Origin of the sequence: Streptomyces vulcanius (assembly GCF_042653945.1) — a bacterium.
Taxonomy (GTDB): Bacteria; Actinomycetota; Actinomycetes; order Streptomycetales; family Streptomycetaceae; genus Streptomyces; species Streptomyces mangrovi.
In genome coordinates, this window is record NZ_JBHSFK010000046.1 from 53,948 (window position 1) to 69,732 (window position 15,785).

Here is a 15,785-nt window from a genome sequence, read left to right on the forward strand (position 1 = left end):
TCTCGCCAGGTGTGACTCTGCACCCTGCTCAGCCGCAGCCGGACTCGCCACCGTCGACCGGGATCACGGTCCCGGTCACGTAGGCGCCCGCCCGCGAGGCCAGGAACAGCGCCACTCCTGTCATGTCCTCCGCCCGCCCTATCCGGCCCAGCGGGATCGCCGACATCAGCCGGTCCCGCTGGGCGGGGTCGGACAGCAGCGGCTCCGTCATCGCCGTGGCGAACAGGCCCGGCGCCACCGCGTTCACCGTCACGCCTTCCCCGGCCAGGGCTCGCGCCAGGTGACGGGTCAGCTGGTGAACCGCCGCCTTGCTGGCGCTGTACGCGTAGTTCTCCACCGGCGATACCACCGGGCCACCGTCGATCGACCCGATATTGATCACCCGTGCCGGGTCGCCGGAGCCTGCGGCCACCGCTGCCCGCAGCGCCGGCAGCAGGTCCACGGTCAGACGGAACAGGCCCTTCACATTGACCGCCCACACCTCATCGAACGCCTCAGGCGGGTGACTCTCCAACGGAGCGACCCAGGTCGCTCCCGCGTTGTTGACGAGCACATCCACAGCGGGCGCGACCGCCAGGATCCCCGTGGTCATCCGGTCGGCGCCCTCCGCCGTGGCGAGATCGCCGACCACCGCCTCGCAGTGGCCGAGCTGCCGCAGCTCGGCCGCGGCACGCGTGCATGCCTCCGCTCGCCGGGAGACCAGCACCACGCGGGCTCCGGCGGTCACGAACCCCTCCGCGATCATCCTGCCGATCCCGGTCGCTCCCCCGGTGACCACGACGGTCTTGCCAGCCACTGAGAACAGCTCATCCGGGCCGGTCGGTCCCGGGCTCGTGCGCGTCTTCTCCATGCGGGCAAGCTCAGCCCATCTTGCGGGGCGGACAACAGTGGACGGCTGTATGCCCGGTGTGTGCCGCACCGCCAGTGTCGGCGCTGTCCTCCAGAGCAGTCAGTTGGGGCGGGCGGTGAGGACCGGACCGAATCCGAGCCGGCGCGGCGTGAGGGTGAGCGGCTGCTGCCTGGTGATCTCGGATGCCTTGTCCAGTTTTCCCGCCTACGAGAGTGCTGTTCGTGATGTCCGTCAAGGGCCGTGACTGGGGACATCACGACCTCGTTTGCCGACCGGTGTCGTGATGTTCGCGATGTCAGCAGAGTCGGCATGGAGGTCACGTGGCACAGAGACTGGCGCTCGGTCAGCTCAGGGTGCAGAAGGTGCGGCACGGGGACGGCCGTTGCTCGTACACCATCTTCGACTCGGCGAGCAGCCTGCATTCCGGAGCCGACTGGTACTTGTCGAAGTACGCGGGCACGGGCTCGGATAGGACGTACGCGTACCTGCTCATCGATCATCTGCGGTGGCTGGAGCCTGAGGGGCTGACGCCCGAGACCGTGACCTTCCGGAGCCTCAAGCGGTACATGGGGGCCGTCGGGGCGAAGATTTCGATGCCGTACGGGGCTCCGTGGCGGGTGGGCAAGCAGCCTTACCAGAACGCCGCTCTACGCGGGGCGGCGGCCTGTCTGAAGGGCTTCTACCGCTGTTGAGGAACGGGAGTGTAGAGGCGTGAGCACGCTGGAGCGCGTCCAGCCGACGGCCGGACTGCTGGAGCGGCTCATGTAGGTCGTGCGGCCGGAATTCCGGGGCGAGGAGTTCTATCCGCCGCGCGACAGCCGGGTGTTCTTCCGGGGCGAGTGCCGCATCCCGTCGTGCGAGCGGATGCTGAGCTACTCGGTCAAGCAGCTGTGCACCGCGTTCCACGACACCCGCTTCGAGCTGCAGCGGCTGCTGATCGCCGACGATCCATGGCCGACCAGTTCCCTCGTGACAGCTGGGATCTACGGCTGCTCGACCTGGTCAACGAGGACTGCTGCCGCCTGCACTTCGGCGGCATTCCCCAGCCCTGGCTGCGGGATCTGACCAAGCGCTGGGCCCGCTGGCGGTCGACCCGCGGCAGCAACCCGGCCGGCCTGACCACCAGCGTCCAGGCCATCACCCGCCTGGCCTGTCACTTCGCCGACGTCGACGGCGTCGATGCCGGACCGGCGGCGCTCAACCGGGCCCGCATCGAGACATGGTTCGCTGCCCTGCAGGCCGAAGGGCACAGCGAGCACTTCCGCTCGCGCGCCATCAGCTGCGTCGGTGTCTTCCTGCGCGACGTCCACCGATACGAGTGGCAACCGGACCTGGCCCGCAACGCGCTGATCTACGATGCCGCGCCCAAGCCGCGCGGGCTGAAGCCGCGCTTCATCCCTGAGCACCTCATGCGGCAGCTGGAGGCGCCCGAGGCCGTCGCCCAGTTCCCGTCCGACGACGGACGGGTGCTGCTGAAGATCCTCATGGCCTGCGGTCTGCGCACGAAGGACGCCCGCTGGCTGCCCTTCGACTGCATCGTCCAGGACGCCGAGAACAACCCCTACTTGGCCTGGCTCAACCGCAAGATCCACGATCGCCCGGCGTTCTTCCCGCTGAGCGAGGAACTCGCGGGCGGCTACGGTTCAGTTGTCCTTCTGCCGCCTGCAGTTCGGCGAGGGCCCCTCGGGAGTGGGCAGTTGGGAAGATCCCAGGCCGGAGCCAGGTGCCGACGCTGACGTCCGCGCTGGGCGCCAGCCACACCGGCGCCCTGCGAGCATCGACCGATGCATGCGGGTGCCCCGCCGGACGTGGTGCGAGGCGGAACTGCCCACGGACGAACAGGCGGCCGGCCCCCTGAACGCCGGAGTGAGCCCCGACATGGTGCTGGCTCACGAGGTCTGGCGGTCCCGGGGCTGCTGCAGCGGCTCGGCGACGGCCGTGGCTGGTACCCCGACGACTTGGCGTACGCGCTAGGCGCAGCAGGTGCACACCGCGCGGGTGCTCTCGGTGCTCGATCCGGCCAAGGAGACGCTGTGCGTCGCCGGTCACTACCACTTCCGTCACTCGGAGCAGGCAGTGTTCGAGGAGATGCCGGTGCGTCAGGAGATCCTCGACCGGGACGGCTCAGCCGATGCGCTGGCTGTGCTCGACCTGGGCGACGACGTTCCGCGCTTCGAGGCGGTAGCGATGGGCTGAGCGCCTCTGCTCCCGCGGCGCGACTGATCTGTCAGCGGCTCAGACGACACCCAATGACTCAGACCCGCTAGTCCGAGCCATCGGGCGCCACCATTCAATCCCCTTTCATTCTCGATTCAAATGACCCATCTAAGATAGGATGCCATCTACACTCCTCATGTATGAGGTTATTTGCATAGGGACTCGAAAGGGCTGGTGTGGTCAGTGATGGTGGTTGCGGCAGAGCTTGATACGGCATCGCCGTTGCTCGTCGATCGTTTCCCTGAGCTGGCCACTGAGTGGGCGGACACTAACACTCTGGATCTGGCGACGATCACCTGGCAGTCGAACCGGAAGGTCGACTGGGTGTGCACGGAGGGCCACCGCTGGACCCGGAGTGTCCAGGGGCGTATCAACCTGCCGACCAGGACTGCTCGATCTTGCCCGACGTGCCGTCTGGAGCGTCGATCCTTGACCAAGGTCCATCCGGACGTCGCAGCTCAGTGGCACTCGGACAACGATCGGTTAGCCGACGAAGTCAGCTATGCGAGCACGTATGAGGCGCTATGGGTGTGCGAGTCCGGTCACTTGTGGACGGCGAAGGTCAACACGCGTACGGCGATGAAGACTGGCTGCCCGTACTGTGCGCCAAACGGCCGTACTCTCGCTGGCTTCAACGACCTCGCGTCCCGGTTTCCGGACATCGCCCGGGAGTGGGACGCGGAGAAGAACGAGGTCGGATCGGATGCTGTCCGACCTTCTTCCGACAAGATCGTGTGGTGGGTTTGTCCGATCGGACATTCGTACGATATGAAGGTCGATCTGCGGGTTCGTCAGGGGAACGCGTGCCCGATCTGTTCTGGTCGTCGCGTGTTGGCCGGGTTCAACGATCTCGCCACGTTGCGGCCTGAGTTGGTCTCTGAGTGGTCCGATCGTAATGAGTTGGATCCGACTGAGGTGACCGTGTCGAGCGGTCGCTCGGCGGAGTGGGTATGCGCAGAAGGCCACCGCTGGACGTGCATCGTCTCAGGCCGGACGTCTCGCAGGTCTGCGACGCGGTGTCCACGGTGTTGGCACGGACGGCACTCCGTCATTGAAACGATGTTCTGGAACGGCCTGCGCGACAACCACGGTTTCAGCGATCTGCTGGAGGGTGAGCGCACACCTGTGAAGTGGGGCCGCGCTCGATTTTCTGAGGTCGACGCGATGCTCCCAGACGCTCGGGTCGTCATCGAGTACGACGGCTGGTACTGGCACAAGAGCTTGCGGAAGGTCGATCTCGACCGGATCAAGACGACGGCTCTTTTGGACGCCGACTGGTCCGTGATCAGAATTCGCGAGCACCCGCTGTCTTCGCTGGGTCTTCGGCATGGCCAGTACTTCGAGATCCCTTTTGTACAGACCTATCAGCCAGCCGCTGTGGATGTCGCCGTCGCTGAACTCGCATCGCTATTGAACCGATTGAATGGATGACTCATGGCGAAATTGTCATACAAGGTGCCTTCGTCGCTGTCGCGAAGTTTCCTCGACCACGAGATCACGCTGAGCAAGGGAGGTTGGGCGGCCAAGCCCTCCCCGATCAAGCAGCTGCTCTTCTTCGGCGGCGGCATCCTCGCCCTGCTGTGGTTCAGCACGTCGACGTTCGTGGCGAGCTCGGGACCGGTGGCCATCACGTTCTTCGTCCTCTGGGGACTGTCGGCGATCGCCTACTTCGGCGGGCTGATGAAGACGAAGGAGCTGCGCATCATGCGGGTGCCTGCCTTCCTGGCGTATCTGCCCCGGAAGGCCCGCCACGTCTTCACCCGTCGTAGCTCGAACCCCACGGACTTCTACTCGATCGTCGGCATCGACGGGATCGACGAGGACGGGCTGATCCGCTTCTCCGACGGCGGCGAAGGTCGGGTCTACCTGGTCGTCGGCTCGGCCAGCTACCTGCTCTTCGACGAGGACCGGGTCGGGATCCTCGATCGGGTCGACTCCTTCTGGCGCAAGGTCGAGACGGCCTGCGAGCACAGCTTCATCACGACGAAGGAGCCGCAGCGGATCTACCACCAGGTGGCGAACCTGGAACGGCGCAACCAGGCCCTGCAGGTCCGCGATCCCGATCTGATCGAGCTGCAGAACGAGCAATACGACATTCTCACGCAGCACGTGGGCGGGAAGTTCACCTCGATCCACCAGTACCTGCTGCTCAAGGGCAAGAACGCCGACGCACTGCGCAAGGGGCACCAGGTCCTCCAGGCCGAGGCCGGCGGCTCGACTCTGATGATCAAGGAAGCCACGATGCTCGACCGCGAGGAGGCCCTGCCGATGCTCCGGATCTTCTACCAGGGCATCGACGACGAACTGCTCGATCTCAAGGCGTCGCTGAACTGACCAGCGCCAGGCCGGCCACCACGACGAGGAACGAACGAAGGACACCATGGCGCTGATGACGAAAGTCCGGGCACAGCTCGGCATTCCGGGAAAGAAGCTTGACGAGACGAATGAGACCGCGGAGCTTGTGGTCGATGATCCGCGCGCGGACGGTGCTGCTCAGGCTGAGGGCGTGCAGGACGCTGCGCCGGCGGACGGCGCAGCCGATGCGGCCGCCGAGCCGAAGAAGAACTGGTGGCAGCGCCGCCGGGAGGTGAAGCACCTCCAGGGCACGTTCGACGCCTACCCTCATCTGCTCGCGCTGAAGCCGAAGGAGAAGTACCTCTTCCGCTCCGACTACTTCGAGGTCGACGGCTCGGTCGCCTGCATCCTGGCGTACTTCCACGACGACGCCGCGCACGAGAACTTGGCCGCCTTCTGGGGTATCGACCGGATCCCGGACGGCCTGGACGAGCGGGTCACCGCCGTCGTGCTTGAGCAGGTCAAGCGGATGGATGAGAAGTGGATCGACTCGTACACCAAGCAGTCGGAGAAGCTGGACCGGCTGGATGCGAACGAGCAGGAGGAAACGGGCACGACCTCCTCCAAGCGCAAGGCCGCGAAGATCTCCGGTGACCTCGGGATCACGATCGGCGAGATCCAGGACGGTGCGAGCTACCTCTCGGTGCACAACCGGCTCTTCCTCAAGGCCCCCGATCTGGCGACCCTGGACGACACGATCGACCGGGTCACGCGTCTGTACATCGACCGATTCGGCACGCTGAAGGCTGCGCCCTACGCCGGCGAGCAGCGCCAGGAGCTCTCGGGCCTGTGGAAGAACAACGAGAAGAAGAAGGGCAAGGGCTTCCACTTCACCTCGACCGAGCTGGCCGGCTCGTACTCGCTGGTGACCAACGGCCTGAACGACAAGGGCGGCGAGTACGTCGGCTATATGGTCGGCGACGTCAACAACAGCGCCGTGCTCATGGACGTCAACGCCTACGACCACCACGCGATCGTCGCCGACGCCACGCTCAGCGAGTACCTGGACCGTCAGCGGGTGGCCAACATGTGGTGCTCGAAGATCTCTCAGGCGGCGCTGCTCAACAACGGCCAGGTCGTCCACCTCATCCTCGACGGAGCGAACCTCGACAAGCTCGGCCCGAAGTTCGAGCGGCTCACCTCGCGCGTGGACCTGAATCAGGGCGACGTGAACATGTTCGAGATGTTCGGCGAGGAGGAGGACGAGCTGACGGTCTTCTCCGCCCAGATGGAGAAGCTCAAGCTGATGTTCGAGCAGCTCTACGAGACCAGCGACGGAGCGATCGGCTCGATCATCCGCAGCGCCCTCGAAGACACCGCGACCGACTTCTACGTCGAGCAGGGCATGTGGCGGCACAATGCCAAGGAGCATCGTCACCGCCTGCGCGTGGTGAACATCCCGCACACCCAGGTGCCGCGTCTTCAGATGTTCGTCTCCTACTTGGCAACCGCGCACAAGGCGCTGCTGAACTCCAGCAAGACGGACCCGGACCAGCTGCGCGCCTACAACGTGCTCAGGGGCATCGCCAACGCGATGCTGAGCACCAACGGCGACCTGTTCAACAACCACACGGCCTCGGCCGTGGACGGGGTCCGGGATTCGCGGCGCGTGGTCTACGACTTCTCGCGGCTCATGCGCCGCGGCAAGGGCGTGGCGATGGCGCAGCTGGTGAACATCGTCGGCTTCGCCGTCGGCAAGCTGGGGCTCGGCGACACGTTGATCATCCACGGCACCGAGCACATCGACGACCGGGTGAAGAAGTACATCAAGGACCAGTTCGACCATATGTACGAGCGCGGCGGCCGGGTGGTCTACAGCTACAACGACGTCGACACGATGCTGGCCGACAGCGACTTCAACAAGTTCGACGCCGCGGACTACACGCTCTTCGGCCCGATGCGCGACGGCACGGTGGCGGAGTACCAGAAGCAGCTGCACCAGCGGATTCCGCCGGATCTCGCCCAGCTCATCACGACCAAGGGCGAGAACCTCACGTATCTGCGCCGGGGCGTCTCCAACGTGGTCTTCCACCTGGACCTGGCCCTGGGGATCAACCCCTACCGCCAGGCCCAGCGCAGGCAGGTCCGCTTGGAGGCGGCCAGGGCCGAAGAGGCGGCGCGGATGGACGCGATCATGCACGACAAGCCGGCACCGGGCGCGAACCTCACCAGCATCCGGAAGCACAGCGAGGGCGGCGACGGTGAGCCTGACGCGGGCCAGAGCGACGGGGGCAAGCGCCGCGACGGCAAGAAGAGCCTGCAGCAGCCCGAGGACGGCTCAAGGCAGCCAGCGAGGAAGCCAAAGCCGAAGAGGCTGGTCAAGGCATGAGCGGGATCAGCACTGATACGAAGGCGAGGAGCAGGGGAGAGACGATGAACGGGACGATCACGGCGGTGGCGCGGATGCGTGCCTGGGCCGGCCCCGGCGGTGACGGAGCCCGCCAGGGCAGGCTCGCCCTCGTGCTCCTGGCCGCGCTGTTCGTGCCGGTCCTCATGATGGCGACCTCTTCGCCGGCGTCCGCGGACGACCAGAAGGAGCGGGACAACTACAGCCTCTACCAGCTGGCTTCGAATGCGAGCTCGTACTTCAGCGAGAAGAACTCGCCGTCGAACGACAAGGGCATGCACGAGAACTGGAAGCCGGTCACGGGCAGTCCTGCGTCGGGCGGTTCCATGCTCGGCTACGCCGACCCGGATTTCAGCCTGGGCAACATCGTGGGCTGGTTCTTCGCCGAGGTATCGGGGTCCTCACAGACCGTCACGTACGAGACCCTGGCAGCGAAAGATGACAAAGGCGACGCGAAGTACTCGGGCATGCTCGACTACGCGCACTTCGGGGCGGCGAACGCTGACCTCGGCCTGGACACGATGTCCTCGGGCATCGGCGGCCAGATCGTGAGCGTGATCGGAGGCTCCGTCATCTGGGTCCTCTACGCCCTGGCGCTGGCGGTCGGCACGCTGTTCTACGTCATCCTCCAGTTCCTGAAACTCATCAACCCCTTCATGTGGTTCTACCAGGCGGTCAGGGCGGTCAATCCGACCTTCGCCGACGGGATGACGGGAGGTGACACCACAGGCGGCGCGCTCTCGGGCCTCCAGCACTGGATCAGCGGCTGGTACGGCCTGCTCGTCGACATCTCGTGGCAGGCGCTCGTGCCGATCTTCATCGGCTTCCTGCTCATCGGCCTGGTCATGTTCAAGAAGATGGACCGCGGCTCGGCGATCAAGAAGCTCATCGTGCGCGTCGTCTTCATCGGCGTGGGCCTGCCGCTCATCGGTTCGATGTACACCAGCGTGCTCGACAAGTTCGACAACTCGGTTCTCGGCCAGCATGCCGGTCCGACGCGCGTCGTACTGAGCACCTACGTCGACTTCGAGGCGTGGATGATGAACGACCGCCTCGGAATCCCGGACCAGGCCACTGTCTCCTGGAACGGCGACCAGGCCAGCTCTGACGCGATGATGTCGGTGCGCACGAGCGCGCTGGCGATCAACAAGCAGTCCCACGGAGCGACGTTCAACGGCATCAGCATCGGCACGAAGGCCAACGACGCCGAGTCGGCCTGGAAGGACGGCACGGTCTCCGTCGGCACCGGCGCGTCGGACGACTTCAAGGCGGTGTTCTCGACCTTCGGGATCATCGGCAAGTACATCGCCAGCAACGAGATCGCAGCCTCCGACTTCGAGTCGGGGATCAAGAGCTCGATCACGCAGCTGGACGAGAGCGCGGACGTGAAGAAAAGCTGGTTCGTCGACAAGAACAGCTACGGCGACGTGGAGGAGTTCGGTGAGGAGAAGGGGCCGAAGCCGGTCGATCACCCGGTGATCTCGACCGACGGCACGGGCCTGACCTCCTCTCGTCCCGGCAAGGACTCGACGGTCTTCACGACGACGGGGACGAAGGGCGGCTGTGGCTTTACTGTGGGCAAGACGCCCTCCTCGTGCAACCTGTCTCCTCTGGCGGCGTACAACTACCTCAACACCGGGTTCAGCCCCAGTTCGCTGAACATGTACAGCTCGAACAACGCCACGTCCGGCTTCACCCGCGAGAACCACATGGCCGTCAGCCAGGTGGGCACGGGGCCGGCGAAGTTCATGTACTGGTCAAACGCAGCCACGGTCCTGGGTTCCATCGTCCTGCTCGGCTTCTGGTACGCCATCGGCATGCTGGTCGGCTCGGTCAAGCGGATTTTCGGCCTCGCAGCGGCCGTGCCGTTCGCGACATTGGGCGCGATGGCCGCGATCGCCAAGGTGATCGTCTACTCCATGGCGCTGATCCTGGAGGTCCTCGTCACGCTGTTCATCTACCAGTTCGTCTCGGAGTTCCTGATCTCGGTCCCGGACATCATGGCTGGGCCCGTGTCGAGCTTCATGAGCCCGGGCGGCCTGTGGGGCAGCGCTGCGCTCGGCGGGACCATCGTGGTGATCCTGACGCTCATCTCGTCGCAGCTGATCATGGGCATCACCTTCGCTCTGCTGCGGGTCCGCAAGACGGTGCTGCAGGCGATGGACGAGGTGGTCACCAAGCTCGTGGACAAGTTCCTGGAGACCAACACCGCGCCGAAGCCGGACAAGGGTGGGCTGATGCCTGCTCTGGCCGCAGGTGCAGGGGCCGGCGCGGGTATGGCCATGGGCAACAAGCTCGCAGGCGGGTTCAACAGCAAGACCAGCGGCCCGGCGTCTCCGAGCAGGGGCAAGCCCGCGGGCAAGACGGCGTCGACGAACGCCGGCGGCACGAACGGCGACGCCACGGCGCTGACCCCGGGCAAGCAGGCGCTGGCCCTGATGGGCGGCGGCGAGGGTGGTCCGGGCGATCCGAACAGCCCGGCACTGGACGGTGGTCCTGGTAGCGGTGGCTCCGGTGGCGGCGGCGGTGACAACGCCAAACCTCTGCCGGGCGGCAGCGGTCCTGCTGGTGCCCTGGGCGCGTCCGGCCAGGGTGACAGCCCCGACGACAAGGGCGGTCCCCTGCAGCTGACCAGTGGCGGAGCGGGCAGCTCGCACTCGGACAAGCAGACGGCACAGAATCTGAGCACCCAGGGCGGCCTGTCGAATCTCGGGTACACCTCGGACGGCAACAAGGTCATCCCCGGCGAGGTTCTGGCCTCGTCCACGGAGCCGTCGAGCTCTCGCGGTGGTGCTCAGGGGCAGAGCAGCGCTGACAGTGCTCGTTCTGTTCCGACCGGCGTAGGCCGTAAGGCCGTCGCCGGTCAGACGGGCCCGGCACAGTTCGGCATGGGTGCCCAGGGTGCGCAGAGCAAGCAGGGCAGCAACCAGCAGGCTGCACCGCAGCGCTTCAGCGGCGGAGCTACTCCTGGTCTTGTGCCTGCCCCTGCTTCCGAGCAGCCGGCCTCGCCGAGCACGCGTCCTACGCACTCCGCTCAGGGCACCCCGGCTCCGAGGCAGCTGGGCGCCGGAACGTCGGCTCCTCGTCCCGTGGCCGCTCCGGTTTCGGGTCAGACTCCGGCTGCGCCTGGTGCGCGGACTCCGGCTCGGACGCAGGCAGCGCGTCAGCCGGGTTCGATCCAGGCGTCGACGCCGACGCCGCACCAGACGCCCGCCCCGCGGGCTCAGACTCCGCGGACGTCGGCCCCTGCACCGGCTCCTTCGCCGCGGCAGACTCCAGTTCCGCACCCTCGTCCCCGTCCGCGCCGGGTTGCCGATCCGGCCCCTCAGAGCGTGGAAACTCCGGAGCCGCAGCAGCGGCCGGCCGGTGGTCTTCGCCGGCGCCGGCGCGAGAAGCCGCAGGACTGATCGGGCGAGCGTGGAGGGCTGACGCACCCGGTGAGGATGATCGCGATGGTCGTCCTCACCGGGTGCGTCGTCTTTTGCGCGGCAGGAGGAGAAAGGGAAGAGCATGAGGCTCGGATCGAGGCTTCGCGGTGAGTTCCCGCGCGGCTGGTGTCGCTCGGCGCGATGGTGGATCACCGGGATCCGCGACCTGGCATTGAGCACTGCGGCAGCCGTGGCCACCTGGGTGTTTGTCGGCGAGATGATGCGCGCTGTGCGGCATCGCGACGAGCCGCGGACTCTGGCGCGCCTGTCCGGCACGTTCGAGAGGTACGTGGCCAGCCTCTTGGTCAACAGCGCAGGCTTGGTCGTTCTGGTCACCATGGCGATCGAGGACGGTCTTCCTGTGGTGCTGACGGCGTTGCTGGCTGGGTGGTGTCTGCTCAACATCGCCATCAGTGCCACGGTGTTCGTCGTGGTGGCCCGGTCGAGGATCCGGCAGCCGACAGCGTGGGCTGAGCTGGATTTCGTCGAGCAGCACGCGCCGAAGTACGGCCGGCCGCCTGAAACGATTGAGGAGTACCGGGCGCAGCAGCTCCAGGGGTAGGTGACGGGGCTATGCGGTCTGTCAACCTGTTCCGGCCCGGGAGTGTCTCAAGGCCCCACTGCTGCCTGGCCGCATAACGAGGATGTCAGCCAGGCGGCAACGCGCGGGTCGTCAGGGGCGGATGGCGATGATGGCTTCGGTGCGTACGACTTCGTCGAAGACGCCGTCGGGGTTGAACTCGCTGAGCGCCTGGCGCAGGTCGCGTTCGAAGGCGTCCTTGTGGTCGCCGAGTCGGGCTGGGCTGGAGTAGCTGTAGGAGAACTGCAGGCCGACGACCTCGTCCAGGGTGCGGGTGACGGTGCGGTTCCAGCGCGGGGTGTCGATGTGGGAAAACGGGGAGCGGGCGAGCACGTCCGGGTGGCGTTCCTTGGGGCGGGAGTAGGTGCCGGACCCGGCCCGGCGCTCGGCGCCGATGCAGTGGGTGCGGACGTCGGCGATGATCTGGAGCCAGGGGGCGGACTCCACGTCGATGTCGATGTCCGGGAGACTCGCGCGGCGTACCGAGAGGAACCGCTCGAAGAGCAAGTGGAAGTCCAGCGGATTGGCCGTGGCGATGCCGAGCGTGTGGTTGACCATGCTGCCGGCGCCGGAGCCGCGGGCGGCAACCCGGATCCCGAGCTCGCGGACGTCGGCGACGACCTGGGCGACGGTGAGGAAGTACGTGTTGTACTTGAGCGTGCGAATGACCTCGAGCTCTTCGTCGAGACGTTGGCGGGCGCGGGGGTCGCGACCGAGGCCGCGGCGGATGAGGCCGGCCTCGGCGCGCTCGCGCAGCAGCCGGGCCGCGCGGCCGTCGCCGCAGCTGGCGGCCGCGGCGATCCGGCGGCCGATCTCGCCCATGGCGGCCGGGTTCTTCAGCCAGCGTTCTCCGGAGTCGAGGTGGCGGCGGTCGATGGGGCGCAGCAGGCGGGCGGCGTCCAGGACGTCGGCGAGGCGGTGCTGGTCGGCATCGGCGTAGCGGACGGCGTTGGTCAGCACGGCGGGGATGCCCAGTTGGTCGGCGAGGGTGAGGGTGCGGGCGGCCAGGCGCAGTGAGCCGGGGCCGGTGCCGACGAGGCCGAGCCAGCAGGCTTCCAGACGCAGCTGGATGCCGGGCAGCTGCCGCCACGGAGCGAGGAGATGTTCGGCGAGATCGGGTCGGCCCGCGGCCAGGGCGCGGATGGGCTCGGAGGCGGGGCCGAGCAGTACGGTCAGCCCCTCCCCCGCGTCCTGGTGCAGGTCGCCCCAGGCCAGGACGGGCAGGCCGTCGCCGTGGGCGTGGGCGGCGGAGGTCAGCCGGCACAGTCGGGCCCAGCCGACGGCGGACTGGGCGAGCAGGACGACCCGGTAGGGCGGCTCGTACACGTGGGCACCGCCACGGACCGGGGTGCGCAGACGCTGGGCCGGGGCGGAGGCGAGCGGGGCGACAGCCAGGTTGATGCCGAAGATCGGCCGGATGCCGTGTTCGAGTGCGGCCTGGGCGAACCGTACGGCGCCGGTGACGGCGTCGCGGTCGGTCAGGGCCAGCGTGGTCATGCCGCGTTCGGCGGCGCGCTGGACGAGCTGCTCGGGGTGGGCGGCGCCGAAGCGGGTGGAAAACCCGGAGGCGGCGTTGAGGTGGGTAAAACCGCCCATGGCGTGCCCCCCATCTCCTGCCCCCTTCGGCCCGCTGTGTGGTGCACCGCTCCTCCAGTTCGAATATCTGTTCGAACATCGTAGCGCGTGAGATCACAGGTCACGAGTGGGGCGGATGAGCGCCACCCACCTCGGGGCTGCGCACCGGACTCCTCCGGCGACCGCGCAGGGCCGGCCTGCCGGTGCCGTAGGGACGACGTCACCACGCTGCCCGTCGGCAACCCGGTCGCGTCCCGCTTCGCTGACGGCATCCAACTGCTCAGCACGCAGGGCAAGGCCATCCACTGGGCACGGCGGATGCTGAAGCCCGGGGTGGCCTGCGTGCTGGACTCCCGAGACGCATGACCTGTGGGGGCGAGTGATGGAGATCGCGGTCGTGGACGCCGTTTCTGGCGAAGTTCTGCTGGAAACGCTGGTCAATCCTCAGATCCCGGTGACCGAGGTTGCCCGCGCCGTTCATAAGATCAGTGACGTGATCGTCGCGGACGCGCCAACGTGGGACCAGGTGCTGCCGGAGCTTGTACAGGTCACCACTAGGCGAAAGATGCTCGCCTACAACGCGGAGTACGACAGGTCCGTCACCGTGGGCGACAGCCTGCGGGTGGGTGCCGACCCCCAGCACCTCGACAGGTCCGGCTCGTGGGGTGCATCATGCGCTGGCTCGGACCGGGTCCGCTGGCCCCACGTCGACCGAGTCCGTCGGCCCCAGCCACATGATCGGGAAGTCTCTGTCCGGGAGAAGTGGCCCCACCGGCAGGCTGCTCAAATGCTCTTGGGGTGGGGCCAGAACTTCCGGTCGACACACGCCGACGGTGATCGAGAAGTGGGGCCGACGAGTCGGCCAGATGGGGCCGCTTCACTCGGTCAGAGCCAATGCGCAGGCACTCCGACTGGGAGGGGGTGTGGGACTTCCTGCCGCTGGGCGGCGGCCATCGCCCTGGGCGACAGCCGAGCGGTCGCCGCATGTACGTCGGCGCCGCTCGGGCCCCACTTGGTCGTCCAGGCTGGTCAGGGGTGGGGCCGATTCAGGTCGCCTCGGAGCGGGCTTCACAAACTGGAGCCTGGTGGAGTCGCCTCCGTGGGACCGGAAGAAGCCGCTGTAGCCACCCACTGGGCATGTGCTTGCTCTGCCACCCTCAGGAGAGTGACGCTGAGAGCGTCCCGCTGCCTGCCGTGCTCTTTCATGGCATGGCAGTTCGGGCATAGAGCGACCATCTGTATCGGATGGTCGCGCCCGCCTTCGGAAATCCTCTTAACGTGGTCAACTTCTAGGATCGGCCGTCCATTGTCCTTAACGTCGGCCGGTTGGCCACCACATGCCGGATTCTCGCAACGGCCTCCACACCTTAGGAGGACTGCCTGCCTGGCCAGATCGAGTCGAACTATTTCGTGGTTGACACGCTCGACTCGACGGCCGCGTGTTGTCGCTTCACGCCGCTCGACAGAGGAGACGAGTTCCCGATACCGGGCAATGTCCCGGCGGTCCGGTGCAGCGTCGACATCTGAGGCTGCCATCACATCTGGGGCAACGGCAGCAACACTGCTTCCTTCACACTTCAGGTGTCTGGACCGGCCGTCCGCGAGGCCCGCGTCCCCGCACACCGGGCAGCGTCGCTGCCCAACAGGGCCGGTGCCGCTCGTGGGCTTCGGTCCCGCCCCGGCATCCGCGCCGGGGCGGGAGCCTCGGGACTCCGCTTCCACCTGCTGGGACCGGCGCACGGCTGTACTACCCGTAGCGTTCTGGCCTTGCGTGCTTTGGAGAAGCGGAGCCAGATCGCTGCGAAACATGTTCGCGGCAGTCACGACCCATGGGAGGTCTCGGCCGTGAGGTACCCATAGGGCTCCGGTCCGCGCATCCGCGCCGTACGGTCGATCCAGTGTTGTCTCCACCCCGGCGGACTGTTCGCCAGGCTGCCGTGGGTGGTGGACGTGGTAGGCCATCGTCGAGCCAGCTGCAGGTGCGCGCGTCTGGCGCAGCTTCTGGCTGACAGATTCGAAGAAGGAATCGGTGTGGTCTGGAGAGTCACCGCGTATCTGAAGTAGCACGCTGATTCGGCGGCTGTACTCATTAGGCGGAGGGTCGCCGATACGGATGCGCAGGTCCCCATACGTGAACCCCTCCACCACGACTTCTCGCGCAGAGACCATGACGGTTGCACCCGGGGCGTTCAGCTGGTCGATCAGGTTCTTCAGGAAGCGGTACCGCGCTTGGGCAGCCTCTGCTTCTCTTTTCGCCCCCGGCTTCTTCCACCGGGCCAGCACTTGGACTCTTGAGAACTGGGGCTGTTCGAGGCCGGGCGAGGTGGTCTCCGTGCGGTTCGGCTGCCCCAAACTGTTGATCATCCGAGTGGTCCAGCCGTGTGCGACCAGATCATCCACTGTGATCCACCTCCCGGACGGCATGCGTACTGC

11 protein-coding genes and 2 pseudogenes are annotated in these 15,785 nt (G+C 66.8%); 10 read left to right on the forward strand and 3 right to left on the reverse strand.

From position 1 onward, the window contains the following. Positions 1–28: 28 nt before the first annotated feature. Positions 29–796: an SDR family oxidoreductase gene (locus tag ACFPIH_RS45945; RefSeq protein WP_385878900.1), complete on the reverse strand. Its 768-nt coding sequence runs from the start codon at positions 794–796 to the stop codon at positions 29–31. A 374-nt stretch (positions 797–1,170) separates the two neighbouring features. Here ACFPIH_RS45945 and ACFPIH_RS45950 point away from each other — a divergent pair, with 374 nt between their 5' ends. From ACFPIH_RS45950 to ACFPIH_RS45990, 9 genes and pseudogenes are all read left to right on the forward strand, one after another. Beyond that, entirely contained in the window at positions 1,171–1,542 is a 372-nt protein-coding gene (locus ACFPIH_RS45950) for a hypothetical protein (RefSeq protein WP_381185001.1), read from the forward strand. A 258-nt stretch (positions 1,543–1,800) separates the two neighbouring features. Further along, complete coding sequence (locus tag ACFPIH_RS45955) at positions 1,801–2,586, forward strand: hypothetical protein (RefSeq protein ID WP_381185004.1); 786 nt, start codon at positions 1,801–1,803, stop codon at positions 2,584–2,586. A 247-nt stretch (positions 2,587–2,833) separates the two neighbouring features. After that, positions 2,834–3,046 (forward strand): hypothetical protein, encoded by a 213-nt coding sequence (locus ACFPIH_RS45960; protein ID WP_381185007.1) that lies wholly within the window; start codon positions 2,834–2,836, stop codon positions 3,044–3,046. A 207-nt stretch (positions 3,047–3,253) separates the two neighbouring features. Further along, a pseudogene (locus ACFPIH_RS45965) lies at positions 3,254–3,469 on the forward strand (zinc-ribbon domain-containing protein); the annotation flags it as partial. A gap of 27 nt (positions 3,470–3,496) precedes the next feature. Then, positions 3,497–4,498, forward strand: coding sequence for a zinc-ribbon domain-containing protein (locus ACFPIH_RS45970; protein ID WP_381185093.1), 1,002 nt, complete (start codon positions 3,497–3,499; stop codon positions 4,496–4,498). Positions 4,499–4,501: 3 nt separating this feature from the next. Beyond that, positions 4,502–5,401 carry a hypothetical protein gene (locus tag ACFPIH_RS45975; RefSeq protein ID WP_381185010.1) on the forward strand — a complete coding sequence of 300 codons (900 nt, stop codon included), beginning with the start codon at positions 4,502–4,504 and terminating at the stop codon, positions 5,399–5,401. Between the two features lie 172 nt (positions 5,402–5,573). After that, complete coding sequence (locus ACFPIH_RS45980; RefSeq protein ID WP_381185013.1) at positions 5,574–7,751, forward strand: hypothetical protein; 2,178 nt, start codon at positions 5,574–5,576, stop codon at positions 7,749–7,751. A 44-nt stretch (positions 7,752–7,795) separates the two neighbouring features. After that, positions 7,796–11,176, forward strand: a complete 3,381-nt coding sequence (locus tag ACFPIH_RS45985; RefSeq protein ID WP_381185016.1) for a hypothetical protein — start codon at positions 7,796–7,798, stop codon at positions 11,174–11,176. A 103-nt stretch (positions 11,177–11,279) separates the two neighbouring features. Next, positions 11,280–11,759, forward strand: coding sequence for a hypothetical protein (locus ACFPIH_RS45990; protein ID WP_381185018.1), 480 nt, complete (start codon positions 11,280–11,282; stop codon positions 11,757–11,759). 357 nt (positions 11,760–12,116) lie between these two features. On the opposite strand, the pseudogene ACFPIH_RS45995 reads toward ACFPIH_RS45990, so the two are convergent. Continuing rightward, positions 12,117–13,373, reverse strand: a pseudogene (locus tag ACFPIH_RS45995) (PHP domain-containing protein); the annotation flags it as partial. Positions 13,374–13,460: 87 nt separating this feature from the next. On the opposite strand from ACFPIH_RS45995, the gene ACFPIH_RS46000 reads away from it, so the two are divergent. After that, positions 13,461–13,718, forward strand: a complete 258-nt coding sequence (locus ACFPIH_RS46000) for a hypothetical protein (protein WP_381185021.1) — start codon at positions 13,461–13,463, stop codon at positions 13,716–13,718. 702 nt (positions 13,719–14,420) lie between these two features. Here ACFPIH_RS46000 and ACFPIH_RS46005 read toward each other — a convergent pair. Further along, a complete protein-coding gene (locus tag ACFPIH_RS46005) occupies positions 14,421–15,776 on the reverse strand; it encodes an HNH endonuclease (protein WP_381185095.1) in 1,356 nt (451 codons plus the stop codon). Positions 15,777–15,785 lie beyond the last annotated feature (9 nt).